The following is a 19,603-nucleotide window of genomic DNA, read 5'->3' on the forward strand; positions in this document are numbered from 1 at the left end:
GAATTCCCGTAAAATGCCAACACATCGTCGTCAGGGAAAGGGCCATCCGGTTGAGGTTTATGGATAAGATACGAGCGTTTTTGTTGGGGTTACCGAGGCGGCAGAAGCGCCTCATCCAGGTCGCTACGGACATTTTTCTGGTCTGGATGGCTTTGTGGCTGGCGTTCATCGTTCGTCTCGGGATTGACGATATGTACAACCCGCTGCGCATTCATTTCTGGCTATTCGCTTGCGCTCCCGTCATCGCCGTTCCTCTTTTCATACGATTCGGTATGTACCGTGCCGTGATGCGCTATTTCGGCAACGATGCGCTGATTGCGATCATCAAGGCCGTCAGCCTTTCTGCCTTGATCCTGGCACTTGTGGTTTTCTGGTACAGCAATCATGAAGCTGTCGTCCCGCGCTCGATCATTTTCAACTACTGGTGGCTGAGCCTTGTGATCATCGGTGGGCTGCGCCTGTGCATGCGCCAGTACTTCATGGGTGACTGGTTCACCGCAGCGCAACATGTACCGTTCGCCAGCCGGGATGATGGCCTGACCAAAGTGGCGATCTACGGGGCGGGTGTCGCGGGCAACCAGCTTGTCGCGGCATTGCGCATGGGGCGGGTCATGCGTCCTGTCGCGTTCATCGACGATGATTCCAGTATTGCCGACCGGTCTATCTCGGGTCTGCAGGTCTACAAGCCAAAACACATTCAACAGATGATCGATGTCACCGGGGCGCAGGAAATTCTCCTGGCGCTGCCTTCATCGACTCGGGCGCGTCGCAGGGAAATCCTCAATCTGCTGGAGGGTTTCCCCCTTCATGTGCGCAGCGTGCCCAATTTCACGGATCTGGCCAGTGGCCGGGTCAAGGTCGAGGATATCCAGGAGGTCGATATCGCCGACCTGCTGGGGCGTGACTCGGTGCCGGCTCAGCCGGACCTGCTCGAGCGCTGCATCCGGGGCAAGACCGTGATGGTCACCGGGGCGGGTGGATCGATCGGTTCGGAGTTGTGCCGGCAAATCTTTGTGTTGGGGCCGACCACCCTGTTGCTGTTCGAACACAGCGAATTCAATCTTTACAGCATTCTGTCCGAACTTGAGCAACGGGGATGCCGGGAGGCGGTGCGGGTGCGGTTGCTGCCCATCCTCGGTTCGATCCGTCAGCCGGAAAAGTTGCTCGACGTAATGAAAACCTGGAAGGTCGACACCGTTTACCACGCGGCGGCCTACAAGCATGTACCGATGGTTGAACACAACATTGCCGAGGGTGTGTTGAACAACGTGATCGGTACGCTCAACACGGCGCAAGCGGCGTTGCAGTCCGGTGTTTCGAACTTTGTACTGATCTCGACCGACAAGGCTGTTCGCCCGACCAACGTCATGGGCAGTACCAAGCGTCTGGCAGAGTTGACCCTCCAGGCTCTGAGTCGGGAAGTGGCTCCGGTGCTGTTCGGCGACAAGGCCAATGTTTCCCGTGTCAACAAGACCCGCTTCACCATGGTGCGTTTTGGCAACGTGCTGGGTTCGTCCGGTTCCGTGATCCCGCTGTTTCACAGCCAGATCAAGTCCGGCGGGCCGCTGACCGTGACTCATCCGAAGATCACCCGCTACTTCATGACGATCCCGGAGGCGGCACAACTGGTGATCCAGGCAGGTTCCATGGGGCAGGGCGGTGATGTGTTCGTGCTGGATATGGGCGAGCCGGTCAGGATTGTCGAACTCGCCGAGAAAATGATTCACCTGTCGGGTTTGAGTATTCGTTCCGAGCGCAATCCTCAGGGCGACATTTCCATCGAGTTCACAGGTTTGCGCCCGGGTGAAAAGCTCTACGAAGAATTGCTGATCGGCGACAATGTTGCCGCCACGCCGCATCCGATGATCATGACGGCCAATGAGGACCACTTGCCCTGGGACGTTCTGAAGTCCCGGCTGAGTGAACTGCTCGCGGCTGTCGAAGCGGATGACTACTCCCGCGTCCGCCAGCTTCTGCGCGAAACGGTCAGCGGCTACACGCCGGACGGCGAGATTGTCGACTGGATCCACCAGCAACGCCGCCTCGAGCCCTGATTGTTTCACATCCTGTAACGGACGCATTTTTGACTTGTCCCGATCATCGCCTAACTTTGAGGAGCAGCTTCGGAAAAGCTGCTTTCTCAATTGATGATGGAGCGTCACATATGCGTACCGGTTATTTCTACTCCCTGATTTTTGCCCTGCTGACCAGTGCCTCGATTGCCGCCATCGCTGCGCCTGTGGCGCCGTCCGATGCGAACAAGGTCCCAATGGTGATGGATTCGTCAGCCACTTCCGACGTCCACAAAGTCGATCTCAACGGGGCCGATGCAGCCACCCTTCAAAAGGAGCTGGCGGGTGTTGGAGAGGCCAAGGCCAAGGCAATTGTTGCATATCGTGAAACAAACGGGCCGTTTGCATCCGTCGATGAGTTGCTGGAAGTGAAAGGCATCGGCAAAGCGATCCTGGATCGCAATCGCGACAAACTGGAAGTGAACTAAGCTGATTGTTCAACGCCAAGGGGCCGGTCATTGACCGGCCCTTTTTGCTTTCCGGTTCTGAAGGACTGTGAAGAGGGCTGAGGGCCTTTTCGTCGGAACATGTAAAATTATGGCTATCATATTGCGATGAGATTATGCCTATAATAATTTCGCCCTCCCCGGAAGCTTTCCTGCTTTCAGAGGCTGCTCATTCCTCACGCATTCCAGGAGTATCGTCATGAATTCCCCGAAATCCCAAGGTACGGCGCTTGTCACGGGCGCGTCTTCCGGCATTGGTGCGGTGTATGCCGAGCGGTTGGCGGCGCGTGGTTTTGATCTGTTGCTGGTGGCTCGCGATCAGGAGCGCCTGGAGTCTGCTGCGGGCAGGCTGCGGGACGCTCACGGTGTCCAGGTCGAAGTATTGAAGGCTGATCTGACGCAAAAGGACGAAGTGCTCAAGCTTGAGCAGCGCCTGCGCAGCGATTCCAGCATCAGCCTGCTGGTGAACAATGCAGGGGTGGCGGTCAATGGATTGCTGGCCAATGCCGATCCCGAGGTGCTGGAACAACTGATTCAATTGAACGTCACCACACTGACCCGATTGGCAGCCGCCGCAGCCGCTGCGTTTACCAAGGCCGGGCGCGGCACGATCATCAATATCGCGTCAGTGGTCGCCTTGTTCCCCGAACGTTTCAATGCCACCTACAGTGCCAGCAAGGCCTACGTGTTGAGCCTCACTCAGTCGCTCAATACGGAGCTCGAAGGCACCGGGGTCAAGGTGCAAGCGGTATTGCCGGGTGTGACCCGCACTGAAATCTGGGAACGTTCCGGTTTTGATGCCAGCGGTATTCCGGCGGAGATGGTCATGGAGGCGGGCGAGATGGTGGATGCCGCGCTGTCGGGGCTGGATCAGGGTGAGCTCGTCACCATTCCTTCGCTGCCCGATGCCGCAGAGTGGCAAGCCTTCGTTGCCGCACGTCATGTGATGGCGCCCAACCTGTCCCACAGTTCGGCGGCCAGCCGTTACAAGTAAAAAACTTAAGAGTCGTGAGAGGTCAACCCGATATGGATCAGCGTCGAATAGTTGTCACGGGTATGGGCCTGGTATCGCCCTTGGGCAGTGGTGTCGAAGTCGTCTGGCAGCGTCTGCTTGCCGGGCGCTCGGGCTTGCGCCAGTTGCCGGAAGCGGTGGTTGCCGATCTGCCGGCCCGGGTCGGTGGTGTGGTGCCGACGACGGAAGAAGACGCCGAAGCCGGTTTCGATCCGGATCGGGCGACGCCGCCCAAAGAACAGAAGAAGATGGACCGTTTCATTCTGTTCGCCATGGAGGCTGCCCGTCAGGCGCTGGAGCAAGCTGGATGGCAACCTTCGGACGCCAATGCTCAGGAACGCACGGCCACCATCATCGGTTCGGGTGTCGGTGGCTTCGGTGCGATTGCCGATGCCGTGCGTACCACCGACAGTCGTGGGCCACGGCGTTTGTCACCGTTCACCATTCCATCGTTTCTGGTCAACCTCGCGGCAGGCCATGTCTCGATTCAGCATGGGCTCAAAGGTCCGATTGGTGCACCGGTCACCGCGTGTGCCGCGGGTGTCCAGGCGATCGGTGACGCCGCTCGGCTGATTCGCGCCGGTGAGGCCGATATTGCGGTGTGCGGTGGTGCAGAAGCGTCTATCGATCGAGTCAGTCTTGCCGGTTTCGCAGCGGCGCGGGCGTTGTCCAGCGGCTACAACGAAACACCCGAACGAGCCTCGCGGCCGTTCGACAGTGGCCGGGACGGTTTTGTGATGGGTGAAGGCGCAGGGCTGCTGGTGATCGAATCGCTGGATCACGCATTGGCCCGTGGTGCCAGGCCACTGGCTGAACTGGTCGGCTACGGCACCAGCGCCGACGCCTATCACCTGACTGCTGGACCGGAAGACGGCAGCGGAGCTCGACGAGCCATGACGTTGGCGCTGGCTCAGGCCGGTATCGCGCCGGATCAGGTGCAGCATCTGAATGCGCATGCGACCTCGACGCCGGTTGGCGACCTGGGTGAACTGGCTGCAATCAAGTCGGTGTTTGGAACGCAGAACAAAATCGCCGTGACCTCGACCAAGTCCGCCACCGGGCATTTGCTGGGTGCTGCCGGCGGCCTTGAGGCGATCTTCACGCTGCTGGCTATCCGCGACCAGGTCGTTCCGCCGACCCTCAACCTGGACAATCCCGATCCGGCCAGCGAAGGCGTGGACATTGTCCACGGTCAGGCGCGGTCGATGCCGATCGAGTACGCGCTGTCCAACGGGTTCGGATTCGGTGGGGTCAATGCGAGCGTGTTGTTCAAGCGTTGGCGGGATTAGTCTTCGGAGCGCTTGAGGTGTTCGCGGGTGACGTCGAGGATCTGTTGGGCAAGCCCGGCATCCGCGACGCTGCGTGAGAGCAGGAGCGCGCCCGCCAGTGTGGCCATGATGACGATGCTGCGTTCGGCCGCGTCCTCGCCTTCGAGGGTGTTCTGGATCTGATCCAGACGCGCTTTCAGCACGGCGTCGCTGGTCGGGCTCGGTTGGCCGCGCAATCCCAGTTCCGAAGAAATGGTCAGCAGCGGGCAGCCTTCATGAGGCGAGGTCTGGTGCCACTCGGACAGGTACGTATCGATGAAGGCTTCCAGCGGTTTTTCCTGGGCGAACAGTTCCTCGCACAAGCCTGCGACCTGATCGCCGGCGGCTTGCAGGGCTTTTTCGACCAGGTCGTCCTTGGATTTGAAATGCGAATAAAAGCCGCCGTGGGTCAGGCCCAGCGCTTTCATCAACGGTTGCAGTCCGGTCGCGCTGATGCCGTCCTTGCGAAACCGTTCGGACGCTTCCTTGATGATGCGCTGATGGGTCTGGGCTTTATGATCTTGCGAGTAACGCATTTAAACTCTCCGCAACAAGAGCACCATCTTAACCAATGAGAATTGAATGGTGACTGTACTTCTACTTCTAAAAAGCCTGCCGATGAATCCAACATGTTCGTAACAGCCATCAACGGTTGGCACGGATAGTGGTTGCAGCTCACAAAGTTGCCATCACCGAAGGAGCAGGAGAACCATGTACAAAGACTATCCGGCCGCCTATCAAGTCAGTAAAGGCTCGGCCTTGCAGGTCAATGCGCCGTTTTATGAGCGGATTCGCGACCAGAAGGCTGCGCGGACCCTGATCGAGCAATTCGAAGTGCCGATCCGCACCGGCCGCGCCTGGCATGTTCCGGCGGGGCATGTGTTTCGTGTCACCACACCGGTGGGGCCGCAGGTGGGCGACTTCAATGTGTGGAATGCCCACGACCCGCGCGAACGGATGTGGGCGGCCCGGACCCGTCAACTGCAGGGCGCCCATGTCAGCACCCACGATCGCCTCTGGTCGAACCTGCCTTTTCTGCGGCCAATGGTCACCATCACCGATGACAGCCTGGCCGGTTATGGCATCGACGAGCACGGCGGGCGCCTGCACGATTTGCTCGGTACGCGCTGCGATCCCTATGTGAACAAAATGCTCACCGGCGAAGACTTTCATCATCACTGCCACTCCAACCTGACCCGCGCCGTGCTACCGCACGGTCTGACCGAGTTCGACGTGCATGACGTGCTCAATATCTTCCAGTGCACGGGCCTTAACCACGATGACCTGTACTTCATGAAAGCCTGTCCGGCGCAGAAGGGTGACTATCTGGAGTTCTTTGCGGAAATCGACTTGCTGTGTGCGTTATCGACCTGTCCTGGCGGTGATCTGTCGCTGGCGATGTGGGGGCCGGATGCGCAGGATCCGTTGAGTGTGTGCCGTCCGCTGGGTGTGGAAATCTATCGGCTGGAGGATTCGCTGCTCGAAGGCTGGAGCCAGCCAGAACGTGCGGCGTACAAAGGCCTGCATGGCTTGCACATTGCCAAGGCTGACTGGGAAAAGTAACCGCAATAGAAAAACAAACCCCGCCGATTCAGGCGGGGTTTTTCGTTCAGCGGTCCTGCGCGTCCTTGACGTCCGCTTCGGCATTGCGTTGCGCGACGCGTTGACGTTGTTCCTCGGTCAGTTCGACCTTGTTGGCGGTGTCACGCAGCATCATCAGACCCCCCACGATCGAGCCGATTGCAACGACCAGAATCAACCAGGCATACCAGGGCATAGCGGCTCTCCTTAATGGCAGGTCGCCGGGCGAGGATTTCGCCGGGCGATGCTGCTTACCACGTTTGAGCGATGGAAAATCGCAGTGGTTCCATTCTAGGCCGGTTATGCCCGGTACACCCGCACAGCTTCTATTGACCGGTCAGCATCGCATCGGCCGGCGCGTTCGCGCGCAACTGGCCAGTGAGCAGGAAATAGCCGAATCCGACCGCCATGAAACCGAGGAAGATCAGCCCGATCAGTGCGTTGAACCAGGCCATCGCCACCAGGCACACCACCGCCAGCACCAGCGCGATGAACGGGATCAGCGGGTAGCACGGCGCGCGAAACGTGCGCTCCAGATTCGGTTCGGTTTTGCGCAGCTTGAACAGACTGAGCATGCTCATGATGTACATCACGATGGCGCCGAACACGGCCATGGTGATCATTGCGGCGGTGAGGGTCATGCCGCCGAGGTTGATCAGACCGTCGCTGTAAATGGCGGCAATGCCGATGATTCCGCCGGCGATGATCGCCCGGTGCGGCGTCTGGAAACGCGACAGCTTCGCCAGCGAGGCAGGCAGGTAACCGGCGCGGGCGAGGGCGAAAAACTGCCGCGAGTAACCAAGAATGATCCCGTGGAAACTCGCCACCAGACCGAACAGGCCGATCCACACCAACATGTGCAACCAGCCGGAATTGTCGCCGACCACTGCTTTCATCGCCTGCGGCAACGGATCGTTGATGTTCGACAGGGTGCGCCAGTCGCCGACGCCGCCGGCAAAGAACATCACGCCCATCGCCAGCAGCACCAATGTCAGGATGCCGCTGATGTAGGCCTTGGGAATCGTGCGTTTCGGATCCTTGGCTTCTTCGGCGGCCATGGCCGCGCCTTCGATGGCAAGAAAGAACCAGATCGCAAACGGAATCGCCGCGAACATCCCGGCAATTGCCGGTGCGCCGAAAACGTCCGAGCCGGCCCAGCCATTGAGCGCGAAGTTGCTGAAGCTGAAGGCCGGTGCAACCACGCCCATGAACACCAGCAACTCGGCGACGGCCAGCACGCAGACGATCAACTCGAAGGTCGCTGCCAGTTTCACACCGAGGATGTTCAGCCCCATGAAGACGATGTAAGCGCCGACCGCTGCGTGTTTCGGATCGAGGGCCGGAAACTGCACGTTCAGATAGGCACCGATTGCCAACGCAATCGCGGGCGGGGCGAAGACGAATTCGATCAGCGTCGCCAGGCCTGCGATCAATCCGCCTTTTTCACCGAACGCCCGGCGACTGTAGGCGAACGGCCCGCCCGCGTGAGGAATCGCCGTGGTCAGTTCGGTGAAGCTGAAAATGAAGCAGGTGTACATGGTCGCGACCATGAATGACGTCACCAGAAAACCCAGTGTCCCCGCGACGCCCCAGCCGTAACTCCAGCCGAAGTACTCCCCGGAAATCACCAGCCCCACCGCGATACCCCACAGATGCAACGTGCCCAGCGTGGGTTTGAGTTGTGTATTCATGCCTTTGCTCCCTGAACGGTTTGGAAAGCTCGGGGGAGGGCGTGTGCAGTGGACGTGCCATTTTGTATTGGCGGGTCGTAATGCGTTGAAAGCTGTCGTATCGGGGATGTTCGCCACTCGATAGCGCACATTTCTGTGCGCCAGTCAGGTGCACCGCCCACCAGATGCCGTCGTAAAGAAGGCATAAACCCACTCTTTACGCTTTCTTTATGTCCCGCACGCACCCTCGGTCTCGTTCCTTTACAGCCTCCTTTCCGACAATGCCTCCACACGCGGCAATACGCCGTAACACGGAGATCTTCCATGAGCGTTCTGGACGGGGTGTCCCTGCTGCTGGCAGTGGGGCTGTTCATTTATCTGTTGGTTGCGCTGTTGCGCGCGGACCGGAACTAGGAGCGGCTATGCACAGTTATGACTATTGGCAGATCCTCGCGTTTTTCGCGTTGGTGTTGCTGCCGGCGCCGTTCCTCGGGCGCTTCTACTACAAGGTAATGGAAGGTCAGCGCACCTGGCTGACGCCGATTCTCGGCCCGGTCGAGCGCGGCTGTTATCGCGTGGCCGGGGTCAATCCGCAGGACGAACAGAGCTGGCAGAAGTACACGCTGGCGCTGCTGGCGTTCAACCTGGCGGGTTTCCTGCTGCTGTTCGCGATCCTGTTGTTCCAGGATCACTTGCCGCTGAACCCGCAAAACCTGCCGGGCCAGGAGTGGACGCAAGCGTTCAACACCGCCGTCAGTTTCATGACCAACACCAACTGGCAGTCCTACAGCGGTGAAGCGACCCTCAGCTACCTGAGCCAGATGGTCGGCCTCACCGTGCAGAACTTCGTCAGCGCCGCCACCGGCCTCGCGGTACTGGTTGCGTTGTGCCGTGGCATCGGTCGCAAGTCCACCAAGACCCTCGGTAACTTCTGGGTCGACATGACTCGCGCCACTCTCTACGGCCTGCTGCCGCTGTGCCTGCTGCTGGCGCTGTACCTGGTGTGGCAGGGCGTCCCGCAGACCTTCGCGCAATATGTGAATGCGGTGACGATGCAAGGCGTCGATCAAGTGATCCCGCTCGGCCCGGCGGCCAGCCAGATTGCAATCAAGCAACTGGGCACCAACGGCGGTGGTTTCTTCGGCGTCAACTCGGCGCATCCGTTCGAGAACCCGACCGCGTGGAGCAACCTGTTTGAAGTCACCTCGATCATCCTGATCCCGGTCGCGCTGGTGTTCACCTTCGGCCATTACGTGAAGGACCTGCGTCAGAGCCGCGCCATCATCGGTTGCATGCTCGCGCTGTTCCTGATCGGCGGCGCCACTTCGCTGTGGGCCGAGTATCAGCCGAACCCTGCGCTGAACAACGTGGCCGTCGAACAGACCGCGCCGCTGGAAGGCAAGGAATCGCGCTTCGGCACCACCGCCACCGTGCTGTGGTCGGTGACCACCACCGCGGCCTCGAACGGTTCGGTCAACGGCATGCATGACAGCCTCAACCCGCTTAGCGGCATGGTCGCGCTGGTCAACATGATGGTCGGCGAGGTGATCTTCGGCGGTGTCGGTGCCGGGCTCTACGGCATGTTGCTGAACGTGCTGATCGCGGTATTCCTCGCCGGCCTGATGATCGGCCGCACCCCGGAATACCTCGGCAAGAAACTCCAGGCCCGCGAAGTGCAATTGCTGGTCGTGACCTTGCTGGTGATGCCGGTCGGCGTGCTGGTGCTGGGCGCGATTGCCGCTGCACTGCCTGGCCCGGCGGCGACCATCAGCAACCCTGGCCCCCATGGTTTCAGCCAGTTGCTGTACGCCTACACCTCGGCCAGCGCCAACAACGGTTCGGCGTTCGGTGGCCTGAGTGCCAACACACCGTTCCATAACCTGATGCTGGGTCTGGGCATGTTGATCGGTCGCTTCGGTTACATCCTCCCGGTACTGGCCCTGGCCGGCAGCCTGGCGATGAAGAAAACCGCACCGATCGGCCAGAACAGCTTCCCGACCCACGGCCCGCTGTTCGTGACCCTGTTGACCGTGACCATTTTGCTGGTGGGCGGCCTGACCTTCTTGCCGACCCTGGCGCTCGGCCCGATTGCCGAACACCTGAGCATGGGCTTCTAAGGAATCCATCATGAATATGCATGTTCCAGCTTCAAAACCTGCGGTAGCTGCCAAGTCGGCAGAAGCGCCCAAAACCGCGATCAGCGCCCTGTGGCGTCCGGCGCTGGTGCAAGCGTTCGTCAAGCTCGACCCGCGCCAACTGGTGCGCTCGCCAGTGATGCTGGTGGTCGAACTGACGGCGATCTTCACTACCGTGTTGTGCTTCATTCCGGACAACGTCGTGCCGACCTTCGTCGCGGCGCAAATTGCCCTGTGGCTGTGGTTCACCGTGCTGTTCGCCAACTTCGCCGAAGCGCTGGCCGAAGGTCGTGGCAAGGCCCGCGCCGACAGCCTCAAGGCTGGCAGCGAAGGCCTGAGCGCCCGTCGCAAACTGGCCAACGGCAGCTTCCAGGTAGTGCCGGCCGCCAGCCTGCGCAAGGGCGATGTGGTGCGCGTCGAGGCCGGGGAAATGATCCCCGGTGACGGCGAGGTCATCGAAGGCATCGCGGCGGTCAACGAAGCCGCGATTACCGGTGAATCGGCGCCAGTGATCCGCGAGTCCGGTGGCGACCGTTCCGCCGTCACCGGCAACACGCGTCTGGTGTCTGACTGGCTGATGGTGAAAATCACCGCTAACCCTGGTGAGTCGACTCTGGATCGCATGATCGCGCTGGTCGAAGGCGCCAAACGCCAGAAGACCCCGAACGAAGTGGCGCTGGACATCCTGCTGATCGGCCTGACCCTGATCTTCCTGCTGGTGGTCGTGACCCTGCAACCGTTCGCCCACTTTGCCAATGGCAGCCTGCCGCTGGTGTTCCTGGTGGCGCTGTTGGTCACGCTGATTCCGACCACCATCGGCGGTCTGCTGTCGGCGATCGGTATCGCCGGGATGGATCGTCTGGTGCGCCTGAACGTGATTGCCAAGTCCGGTCGTGCAGTGGAAGCGGCGGGTGACGTGCACGTGTTGCTGCTGGACAAGACCGGCACCATCACCTTCGGCAACCGTCGTTGCAGCGCGGTGTATGCCGCTCCCGGCGTAAGCGGCCGCGAGCTGGCCGAAGGCGCGCTGTTTGCTTCGCTCGCCGATGAAACCGCCGAAGGCAAGTCCATCGTCGAGTACCTGCGTGGCCTGCATCCGCAAGCGGAACCTGCGCTGGAGGTATTGACCGCCGTGCCGTTCAGCGCGGAAACCCGCTTGTCCGGTGTCGACTATCAGGGCCGCGTATTCCGCAAAGGTGCAGTGGATTCGTTGCTGGGGTTTATCGGTCAACAACGTTCGGATCTGGCCCCGAGCCTGTCCCGTGAAATCGACAAGATCGCCCAGAGCGGTGGCACGCCGTTGCTGGTCTGCGCCGACGGCAAACTGCTCGGTGCGATTCATCTGAAAGACGTGGTCAAGCCAGGTATCCGCGAGCGTTTCGCCGAGCTGCGCAAGCTGGGGATTCGCACGGTGATGGTCACCGGCGACAACCCGCTGACCGCTGCCGCGATTGCCGCTGAAGCAGGCGTCGACGACGTGCTGGCCGAAGCGACACCGGAGAAAAAACTGGCACGCATCCGTCACGAGCAGAACGACGGTCGCCTGGTCGCGATGTGCGGCGACGGCGCCAACGATGCCCCGGCGCTGGCCCAGGCTGACGTCGGCATGGCGATGAACGACGGCACTCAGGCGGCGCGCGAAGCGGCCAACATGGTCGACCTCGACAGCGATCCGACCAAGCTGCTGGACGTGGTGCAGATCGGCAAGGAATTGCTGGTGACCCGTGGCGCGCTGACGACCTTTTCCATCGCCAACGACGTGGCCAAGTACTTCGCGATCCTGCCGGCGCTATTCGCTGCGATCTACCCGCAACTGGGCGTGCTGAACATCATGCACCTGAGCAGTCCGCAGAGCGCGATCCTGTCGGCCATCGTCTTTAACGCCCTGATCATCGTCGTGCTGATTCCGCTGGCCCTGCGCGGCGTGCGGGTGCAGGCCGCGAGTGCGGCGGCGCTGTTGCGACGCAACCTGCTGATCTATGGCCTGGGCGGGATTCTGGTGCCGTTCGTGGGGATCAAGGCGATCGACATGCTGTTGACGGCGTTGCATCTGGTTTGAACCTGAACAGCGGTGTGCCGGGCACACCGCTTCAAGCACGAATTCGAGGAGTCTGAAATGTCCACAATGATCCGTCCGGCCCTGAGCCTGCTGGTGCTGATGACCCTGGTCACCGGCGTTGCCTATCCACTGGTGGTGACTGGCGTCGCGCAAGTCGCCTTCCCCGAGCAGGCCAGCGGCAGTCTGGTGCACGACGCCGAAGGCAAGGTACGCGGCTCATCACTGATCGCTCAGGATTTTGTCGGCGATGCCTGGTTCCATCCGCGTCCATCAGCCGGTGCCTTTGCCACTGTTTCGAGCAGCGCGAGTAACCTGGCGCCGAGCAATCCGGCGTTGGCCACCCGGGTGATCGATGACGCCAACAAGTTGCAGGTGCCCGGTCAGGGCCCGGTGCCATTGGCGCTGTTGACCACGTCCGGCAGCGGTCTCGATCCGCACTTGCCACCGGCCGCGATTGCCTATCAACTGGCGCGTGTTGCGGCAGCGCGCAATGTGCCGGTGGCGACTCTGCAGCAGTTGCTGGACGCACACATCGAACAGCCGCTGGTGGGCCCGCCGGTGGTGAATGTGCTGGCGCTGAACATGGCGCTGGAAAAGTTGTAATGAATCAATCAGGAAGAGACCTTCAAGCATGAGTGACTCCGGCCGCGCCGATGCGCTGTTAGCAGACCTGCCCCGCGACGGCCGTGGCCGGCTCAAGGTTTTTCTCGGCGCCGCGCCGGGCGTGGGCAAGACCTACGCGATGTTGCAGGCGGCTCACAGCCAGTTGCGTCAGGGCGTGAAAGTCATCGCCGGCGTGGTCGAAACCCACGGCCGCGCCGAAACCGAAGCGCTGCTCGGCGGCTTGCCGCAACTGCCGCTTGTGCGTTCGGAATACCGTGGCGTGACGCTGGAGGAAATGGACCTCGACGGTCTGCTCGCAGCAAAACCGAAACTGGTGCTGGTCGATGAACTGGCCCACAGCAACGCCCCCGGCAGCCGTCACGCCAAACGCTGGCAGGACATTCAGGAATTGCTCGCCGCCGGCATCGACGTCTACACCACGGTCAACGTCCAGCACCTGGAAAGCCTCAACGATCAGGTGCGCGGCATCACCGGTGTGCAGGTGCGCGAAACCCTGCCGGACTGGGTGTTGCAGGAAGCCTACGAACTGCTGCTGATCGACCTGCCGCCTCGGGAGCTGCTCGAGCGCTTGCGCGAGGGCAAGGTCTATGTGCCGGAGCAGGCACGGGCCGCGATCGATGCGTTTTTCACCCAGACCAACCTCACCGCACTGCGTGAACTGGCGATGCAGACCGCCGCGGCGCAGGTCGATAACGATCTTGCCCAGGGCTATCGCCAGCTTGGCCAGGCTGCGCCGGCGGTGCGCGGACGTTTGCTGGTCGGGGTCGACGGCAATGCCGATGCCGAACGGCTGGTGCGTCATGCCAGTCGGGTCGCCCAGCGTCGGCATTTGCCGTGGAGTCTGGTGCACGTCGATAACGGCAGCGTGCGCGATGAACAAACACGCCTGCGCCTGCAAAGCGCCCAGCAACTGGCCGAGCGGCTTGGCGGCGAAGTGGTGTTGTTGCGGGCCGGCGAAGTGGCGAAGACCTTGATCCAGCACGCCACCGAGCGCCGGGCAAGTCTGGTGCTGGTCGGCCAGTCGCGGCCGAGTTTGCGTCGGCGTTTGTTTGGCGGTGGTCTGGCGGCGCGTTTGTTGCGTCAGTCCCACGGTCTGGAAATCAACGTGCTGGACAGCGATCACAAACAACATTCGGCACGCCTGCGGCCGGCGCCGGCTCTGGTGTGGTTCGACTATGCGCTGGCGCTGGTGGCGACCATTCTGGCCAGTGCGCTGGCGTGGGCGGTGTCCAGCGTATTGCCGTTGCCGAACATCTCGCTGGTGTTCCTCGCCGCAGTATTGCTGGTGGCGGTGCGCAGCAGCCTTGGGCCGTCGCTGGCCTGTGCGGCACTGTCGTTTCTGACCTATGACTTTCTGTTCATCCCGCCGAATTTTTCCTTCGCTATCCAGCGTGAAGAAGACGTACTGACCTTGCTGTTCTTCCTGCTGATGGCGGCGCTCACCGGTAACCTGGCGGCGCGTCAGCGTCGGCAATTGCAGGCGTTGCGCGATACCCAGGAAGAGACCACCGAGTTGCTCGACCTGTCGCGCAAACTCACTGCCGCCACCGACCGTCAGGCCGTGGTCAGCGCCGCCGCCCAGCACCTCAATGGCTGGAGCGATCTGCAATTGTGCCTGCTCAATCGTGATGGCCAGGGCGGCTGGAAAGTCGAGACCGGCGGGCCGTTGCAATTCACCGAAGCGGAACGCGCCGCCGCCGACTGGGCCTGGCAACACGATCAACCGGCGGGCATGGGCACCGGCACCTTGCCGTTCGGTCGCTGGTGGTGGTGGCCGCTGTCGGTGGAGGACGGGCCGCTGGCGCTGCTCGGTGTGTGTGCCAAAGAAGGCCAGACATTGAGTGGGCAACGCCGCCGCTTGTTGACCGCGCTGAGCCAGCCGCTGGCCCAGGCACTGGCCCGGGCGCAACTGGCCGATGACCTGGAAGCCGCGCGCCTGCACGGCGAAACCGAACAGCTGCGCAGCGCCTTGCTGGCCTCGGTGTCACACGATCTGCGCACGCCGCTGACGTCAATGCGCGGCAGTATCGACAGCCTGCTGGCGCTCGGCGAAGCGATCCCGCTGGAGGATCGCCGCGAGTTGCTCGAAGGCACTCGCGATGAAGCCGAGCGTCTCGACCGTTACATTCAGAACCTGCTGGACATGACTCGCCTCGGTCACGGTGCCCTGAAACTGGCGCGGGACTGGGTGTCGCCAGCGGACATCGTCGGCAGTGCGCTCAATCGTCTGCGGGCGGTGCTGTCATCGTTGCAAGTGAGCACGGATGTGCCGGCCGAGTTGCCGCTGCTGTTCGTCCATGCCGCGTTGATCGAGCAGGCGCTGGTGAATGTGCTGGAGAACGCCGCGCGGTTTTCGCCGTCCCACGGCCGTCTGCAATTGCGTGCCGGGGCGGATGACAGCGAAGTGTTTTTCTCGGTCAGCGATGAAGGGCCGGGGATTCCGGTCGATGAGCGGGCGAAGATTTTCGACATGTTCTACACCGCCGCCCGGGGTGATCGTGGCGGGCAGGGAACCGGCCTGGGGCTGGCGATCTGTCAGGGCATGGTCGGTGCCCATGGCGGGCGGATCAGTGTCGGCGACGGTATCGACGGACACGGCACCTGCATCACCCTGCACCTGCCTTTGCAGGCGCAACCGGGGATGGACGGTGAAGCCTGATCCGCGCTGCGCTACTCTCTTGCCACTCTTTTGTGTTGATGTGAACTCATGACTCAGACCGCGACCATTTTGGTCATCGATGATGAACCGCAGATCCGCAAGTTCCTGCGCATCAGCCTCGTTTCCCAAGGCTACAAAGTGCTGGAGGCCGGCACCGGTGCCGAGGGCCTGGCCCAGGCTGCGCTGAACAAACCTGACCTGTTGGTGCTCGACCTCGGCCTGCCGGACATGGACGGCCAACAAGTTTTGCGCGAGTTTCGCGAGTGGGCTACGGCGCCGGTGCTGGTGCTCTCGGTGCGCGCCAGCGAAGGGCAGAAGGTCCAGGCGCTGGATGGCGGCGCCAATGATTACGTGACCAAACCCTTCGGCATTCAGGAGTTTCTCGCCCGGGTCCGCGCGTTGTTGCGCCAGGCGCCGGCCGGAGAAGCGCAGCAAGCGGCGTTGGTGTTTGGCCCGCTGACGGTGGACCTGGCCTATCGCCGGGTGCTGCTCGACGGCGTCGAAGTCGCCCTGACCCGCAAGGAATACGCCGTGCTGGCGCAACTGGCGCGGCATCCGGGACGGGTGATCACCCAGCAGCAATTGCTCAAGGACATCTGGGGCCCGACCCATACCGAGGACAGTCACTATTTGCGGATCGTGGTCGGACACCTGCGGCAGAAACTGGCGGACGATCCGACCCGGCCACGATTCATCGTGACCGAGGCCGGCGTTGGTTATCGGTTGTTGAACGAGAACAGCCTTTAGTTCTGTTCACTCTCGTAGCGGTCGAGGGTGTCCCGGGCGATCTCGCGGCCCAATGCGATCAGCTCCGGCGCCTTATAGAACTCGAAGAACCGGCAGACCCGCTTCGGCACGTTGATCAGGATGTCCGGCGGATACCCGGCGATCTTGTACTGCGCCAGCGAGGTCTGCATCACCTCGAAACTCTGGTTGATCAAGTCCAGCAATGACGCCGGCCCGACGTTATCGATGATGAACGAACCGGTGGCGGATTTCGGGGCGCCGTCGCGTTCGGGGGCTGCGGCCGGTTGCTGGGTTTCAGGCTCGGCGCCTTCGACCCACGGATTGATTTCCGCCGCTTCGGCGCGCAGCGCTTCCTGTTCCAGCAACAGCAATTGCTCGGCCTGTTTGCGGCGGAACGGCATCTTCGATCCCAGCGAACTGATCAGGCTGTCGAAGCGTGTGCGAAACGCCGCGGGACGCTGTATCACCGGCAATTTGTAATGACGCTGGTTGGTCGAGTTGAGGTTGACCGCGATGATCAGATCGCAGTGGCTCGACACCACCGGCACGATCGGCAACGGGTTGAGAATCCCGCCGTCCACCAGCATCCGGTTGCCTTGCATGACGGGCGTGAACAGGCTGGGAATCGCCGCCGAGGCACGCATCGCCTGATGCAGGCAACCTTCCTGAAACCAGATTTCCTGTTGATTGGTGAGGTCGGCGGCCACCGCCGTGTAGGGGATGCGCAGGTCTTCGATGTTGATCTCGCCGACGATCTTGCGGATCTGGCCGAAGACCTTTTCGCCACGGATCGCGCCGAGTCGGAAACTCACGTCCACCAGACGCAGCACATCGAGATAATCCAGGCTTTCGATCCAGTTGCGGTATTCGTCGAGTTTGCCGGCGGCGTAGATCCCGCCGACCACGGCGCCCATCGAACAACCGGCAATACAGGCGATGTCGTAACCACGCCGTTCAATCTCTTCGATGACCCCGATATGGGCATAGCCCCGGGCGCCACCGGAGCCCAGCACCAGTGCGACACGCTTTTTCATCAGACTTCCTCCCGACAGGTTTCCACAATGCACCCATCGAGGGCCGGGCTACAATCGTCACGGTCGCTCGGGGTGGCAGTGGCGTCGTTATTTCGATACTTCATGACCCGCTGGCGTTATCTTTCGCAGTGCGGTGGATCCACAGGGCACAAGGCACTTTTTCGCCGCCGAACCGTCTTAACTGCACGACTGTTGACCTATCTTTGAGGTGTAAGTGATGAAAGCCTGGATCTGTGTGCCCTTGATTGCCCTGGCATTGGCCGGTTGCGCTGGCAAGACCGCCTACCGCGACAGCTGCGGCAGCCAGCTCGACGCGGCGTGGCATGAACTGGATCTGGCCAAGGCCGAAGGTTTCGCCGGCACGGTCAGCTACTCCAAAGCCCTGTCGTTGCTGACAGCGGCCAAGACTCAGCAGCAATTCGAGGGATTCGAGGGTTGCAGCAGAAAAGCCGAGAAGGCGCGTTTCTACATTCGCGAATCCCGCGCCGGGCGCTAAGCTGCTGACGTAGCGCAAGTGCGGGTGCCTTGCGCAGGTGCACACTCATGCAGCGTCATTGAATTCAGGAGCAAGTAATGTCTGCGTTGGTTGATCGGTTGGTGGCTCATGTCCTGAGCCTGGAAGTCAGGCTGCTGGCCTGTCAGGCACGTTTGACCGCTCGGACCGACCCAGAGGCGCTGCATGATCTGCGAACCACCGTGCGCCGCTTGCGCAGCCTTTTGCGGCCGTTGCGCGGTTTGCCCGGTGTCGAGCAACTGGAAGTCGCAGCGGCCGGCGTCGGGCAACTGACCACGCCATGGCGCGACCGCGAGGTGCTGGCGGCGTACCTGCTCGAACATGGTCAACCTGAGGCCGCGCAGCGGCGCATGGCGCAGATGGCCGAGGCTTATCCGGCATTGGCGGCGAGTGCGGAAGTGGCTTCGCTGCTGATGATCCTCGACGCGTTTCCGCGTTTCCTGCGGGCGTCCCAGCGTCAGGGATTGCTCAATGATCTGGACAAACGCATCGAAAAACGCCTGGGCAAACAATGGAAGAACCTCGACGTGGCGCTGCACGATCCGGCCCACGACCGTCATCGCCTGCGCCTGCTGATCAAGCGTGTGCGTTACGGCATCGAAGCCTATCCCGAACTCGATCGCCTGCCGAAACCCGCGTTGGAGCGTCTGAAGTCCGCACAGGGCGCGCTGGGTGACTGGCACGATTGCTGGCAATGGCTGGCGAAGGCCGAACAGGAGGCGGATCTGCAACCCTGCGTCGCCACTTGGCAGGCAACCATGATCAAGGCCGAAAGCAAGGCTGACCGGGTGCTGGAAAAGCTCAGCGCCGCCTGCTTCAAGTCCTGAAACCCTCTTCAGCTCGGCGCGCTGTCTTATCTGTCAGTCTCTTTGACCGGAATGGACGCTGCGCCGCTCTGCCGCGCTGGTTAAGATCCGGTCATTCCCTTTTTCGTGTCCGAGGTTCCCATGCGCTTTTGCGATCTGATCGATGCTGTCCGTCGTCAACCGGAGGTCACCATTCCGGCCGAGTGGGGCCAGGGCCGGGCCAGTTTTGGCGGATTGGTTGCCGCGCTGCAATTTGAAGTGATGCGCACCAAGGTACCCACCGATCGGCCGGTGCGTTCGCTGGCCATCAGTTTTGTCGGCCCGGTCGAGCCCGAGGTGCCGGTGAGCTTCGAGGTCGAGGTGCTGCGCGAAGGCAAAGCGGTCATTCAAGTGCTGGGACGCGCCGTGCAGAACGGCCAGGTGGTGACGATGGTGCAAGGCAGCTTCGGTGCTTCGCGCCCCTCGGAAGTGGCGGTTGAAGCCTATCCGGCGCCCGAGATGAAGCATTGGGACGACTGCCAGGAGTTGCCGTACATCAAAGGTGTGACCCCGGAGTTCATGCGCCATCTGGCGATGCGCTGGAGTGTCGGCGGTATGCCGTTCACTGGTAATCAGTCGCGGCTGATGGGCGGTTGGGTGCGCTTGCGTGGGGATGTGAAGGAAGAACCGGTCAACGAAGCGCATCTGCTGGCGCTGGTCGATGCCTGGCCGCCCGCGCTGTTGCCGTACCTGAAAAAACCGGCACCGGGCAGCACGCTGACCTGGACCATCGAATTCGTTCAGCCATTACACGACTTGAGCACGCTGGACTGGTGCCAATATCTGGCGGACATCGAGTATGCCGCCGACGGCTATGGCCACGTTGCTGCCAAGCTGTGGAGCGCCCAGGGTGAGCTGATCGCCATGAGCCGGCAAACGGTGACGATCTTCGCCTGAC

18 protein-coding genes are annotated in these 19,603 nt (G+C 61.6%); 14 read left to right on the plus strand and 4 right to left on the minus strand.

The genetic code is table 11. The features are described from left to right. Positions 1-59 precede the first annotated feature (59 nt). The 4 genes from AC07N4_RS26270 to fabF all read left to right on the plus strand — a co-directional run bounded on the left by AC07N4_RS26270 (position 60) and on the right by fabF (position 4,819). On the plus strand, positions 60-2,054 hold the full coding sequence (locus AC07N4_RS26270; RefSeq protein ID WP_102620465.1) for a polysaccharide biosynthesis protein: 1,995 nt from the start codon (positions 60-62) through the stop codon (positions 2,052-2,054). 110 nt (positions 2,055-2,164) lie between these two features. After that, the gene (locus AC07N4_RS26275; protein WP_493066383.1) at positions 2,165-2,500 is read left to right on the plus strand and encodes a ComEA family DNA-binding protein; all 336 of its coding nucleotides are present in this window, start codon (positions 2,165-2,167) and stop codon (positions 2,498-2,500) included. Positions 2,501-2,717: 217 nt separating this feature from the next. Continuing rightward, positions 2,718-3,512, plus strand: coding sequence for an SDR family NAD(P)-dependent oxidoreductase (locus AC07N4_RS26280; protein WP_102620463.1), 795 nt, complete (start codon positions 2,718-2,720; stop codon positions 3,510-3,512). Positions 3,513-3,544: 32 nt separating this feature from the next. Then, positions 3,545-4,819, plus strand: a complete 1,275-nt coding sequence (gene fabF / locus AC07N4_RS26285) for a beta-ketoacyl-ACP synthase II (protein ID WP_102620462.1) — start codon at positions 3,545-3,547, stop codon at positions 4,817-4,819. Here fabF and AC07N4_RS26290 read toward each other — a convergent pair. Continuing rightward, positions 4,816-5,373 (minus strand): TetR/AcrR family transcriptional regulator, encoded by a 558-nt coding sequence (locus tag AC07N4_RS26290; protein ID WP_102620461.1) that lies wholly within the window; start codon positions 5,371-5,373, stop codon positions 4,816-4,818. The two genes, fabF and AC07N4_RS26290, sit on opposite strands and share 4 nt — an antisense overlap. Positions 5,374-5,548: 175 nt before the next feature. Here AC07N4_RS26290 and AC07N4_RS26295 point away from each other — a divergent pair, with 175 nt between their 5' ends. Continuing rightward, on the plus strand, positions 5,549-6,400 hold the full coding sequence (locus AC07N4_RS26295; protein ID WP_096821044.1) for an urea carboxylase-associated family protein: 852 nt from the start codon (positions 5,549-5,551) through the stop codon (positions 6,398-6,400). A 46-nt stretch (positions 6,401-6,446) separates the two neighbouring features. Here the strand turns inward: AC07N4_RS26295 and AC07N4_RS26300 are convergent, their stop codons facing one another. Then, positions 6,447-6,614 carry a DUF2897 family protein gene (locus AC07N4_RS26300; RefSeq protein WP_102620460.1) on the minus strand — a complete coding sequence of 56 codons (168 nt, stop codon included), beginning with the start codon at positions 6,612-6,614 and terminating at the stop codon, positions 6,447-6,449. Positions 6,615-6,744: 130 nt separating this feature from the next. After that, positions 6,745-8,109, minus strand: a complete 1,365-nt coding sequence (eat, locus tag AC07N4_RS26305) for an ethanolamine permease (RefSeq protein WP_102620459.1) — start codon at positions 8,107-8,109, stop codon at positions 6,745-6,747. Positions 8,110-8,412: 303 nt separating this feature from the next. Here eat and kdpF point away from each other — a divergent pair, with 303 nt between their 5' ends. Genes kdpF through AC07N4_RS26335 form a run of 6 tightly spaced genes read left to right on the plus strand, consistent with a single transcriptional unit; the run spans position 8,413 to position 16,312 of the window. After that, a complete protein-coding gene (gene kdpF / locus AC07N4_RS26310) occupies positions 8,413-8,502 on the plus strand; it encodes a K(+)-transporting ATPase subunit F (RefSeq protein ID WP_007899818.1) in 90 nt (29 codons plus the stop codon). 8 nt (positions 8,503-8,510) lie between these two features. Continuing rightward, the gene (gene kdpA, locus AC07N4_RS26315) at positions 8,511-10,205 is read left to right on the plus strand and encodes a potassium-transporting ATPase subunit KdpA (RefSeq protein WP_102620458.1); all 1,695 of its coding nucleotides are present in this window, start codon (positions 8,511-8,513) and stop codon (positions 10,203-10,205) included. 10 nt (positions 10,206-10,215) lie between these two features. Further along, positions 10,216-12,282 (plus strand): potassium-transporting ATPase subunit KdpB, encoded by a 2,067-nt coding sequence (gene kdpB, locus AC07N4_RS26320; RefSeq protein WP_096821048.1) that lies wholly within the window; start codon positions 10,216-10,218, stop codon positions 12,280-12,282. A 57-nt stretch (positions 12,283-12,339) separates the two neighbouring features. Then, positions 12,340-12,885, plus strand: coding sequence for a potassium-transporting ATPase subunit KdpC (gene kdpC / locus AC07N4_RS26325; RefSeq protein WP_493066384.1), 546 nt, complete (start codon positions 12,340-12,342; stop codon positions 12,883-12,885). Positions 12,886-12,913: 28 nt separating this feature from the next. Further along, a complete protein-coding gene (locus tag AC07N4_RS26330; RefSeq protein WP_493066385.1) occupies positions 12,914-15,565 on the plus strand; it encodes a DUF4118 domain-containing protein in 2,652 nt (883 codons plus the stop codon). Between the two features lie 48 nt (positions 15,566-15,613). Continuing rightward, positions 15,614-16,312 carry a response regulator gene (locus tag AC07N4_RS26335; RefSeq protein WP_102620456.1) on the plus strand — a complete coding sequence of 233 codons (699 nt, stop codon included), beginning with the start codon at positions 15,614-15,616 and terminating at the stop codon, positions 16,310-16,312. Here the strand turns inward: AC07N4_RS26335 and AC07N4_RS26340 are convergent. Continuing rightward, positions 16,309-17,346 (minus strand): patatin-like phospholipase family protein, encoded by a 1,038-nt coding sequence (locus AC07N4_RS26340; RefSeq protein WP_096821052.1) that lies wholly within the window; start codon positions 17,344-17,346, stop codon positions 16,309-16,311. The genes AC07N4_RS26335 and AC07N4_RS26340 overlap by 4 nt on opposite strands. A 217-nt stretch (positions 17,347-17,563) precedes the next feature. On the opposite strand from AC07N4_RS26340, the gene AC07N4_RS26345 reads away from it, so the two are divergent. The 3 genes from AC07N4_RS26345 (at position 17,564) to AC07N4_RS26355 (ending at position 19,602) form a co-directional block, all read left to right on the plus strand. Then, on the plus strand, positions 17,564-17,842 hold the full coding sequence (locus tag AC07N4_RS26345) for a hypothetical protein (RefSeq protein ID WP_096821053.1): 279 nt from the start codon (positions 17,564-17,566) through the stop codon (positions 17,840-17,842). 77 nt (positions 17,843-17,919) lie between these two features. Continuing rightward, positions 17,920-18,687, plus strand: coding sequence for a CHAD domain-containing protein (locus tag AC07N4_RS26350; protein WP_102620455.1), 768 nt, complete (start codon positions 17,920-17,922; stop codon positions 18,685-18,687). A 120-nt stretch (positions 18,688-18,807) separates the two neighbouring features. Next, the gene (locus AC07N4_RS26355) at positions 18,808-19,602 is read left to right on the plus strand and encodes an acyl-CoA thioesterase (RefSeq protein WP_192558646.1); all 795 of its coding nucleotides are present in this window, start codon (positions 18,808-18,810) and stop codon (positions 19,600-19,602) included. Position 19,603 lies beyond the last annotated feature (1 nt).

The sequence above is a fragment of the Pseudomonas sp. GW821-FHT09E04 genome, assembly GCF_059416185.1.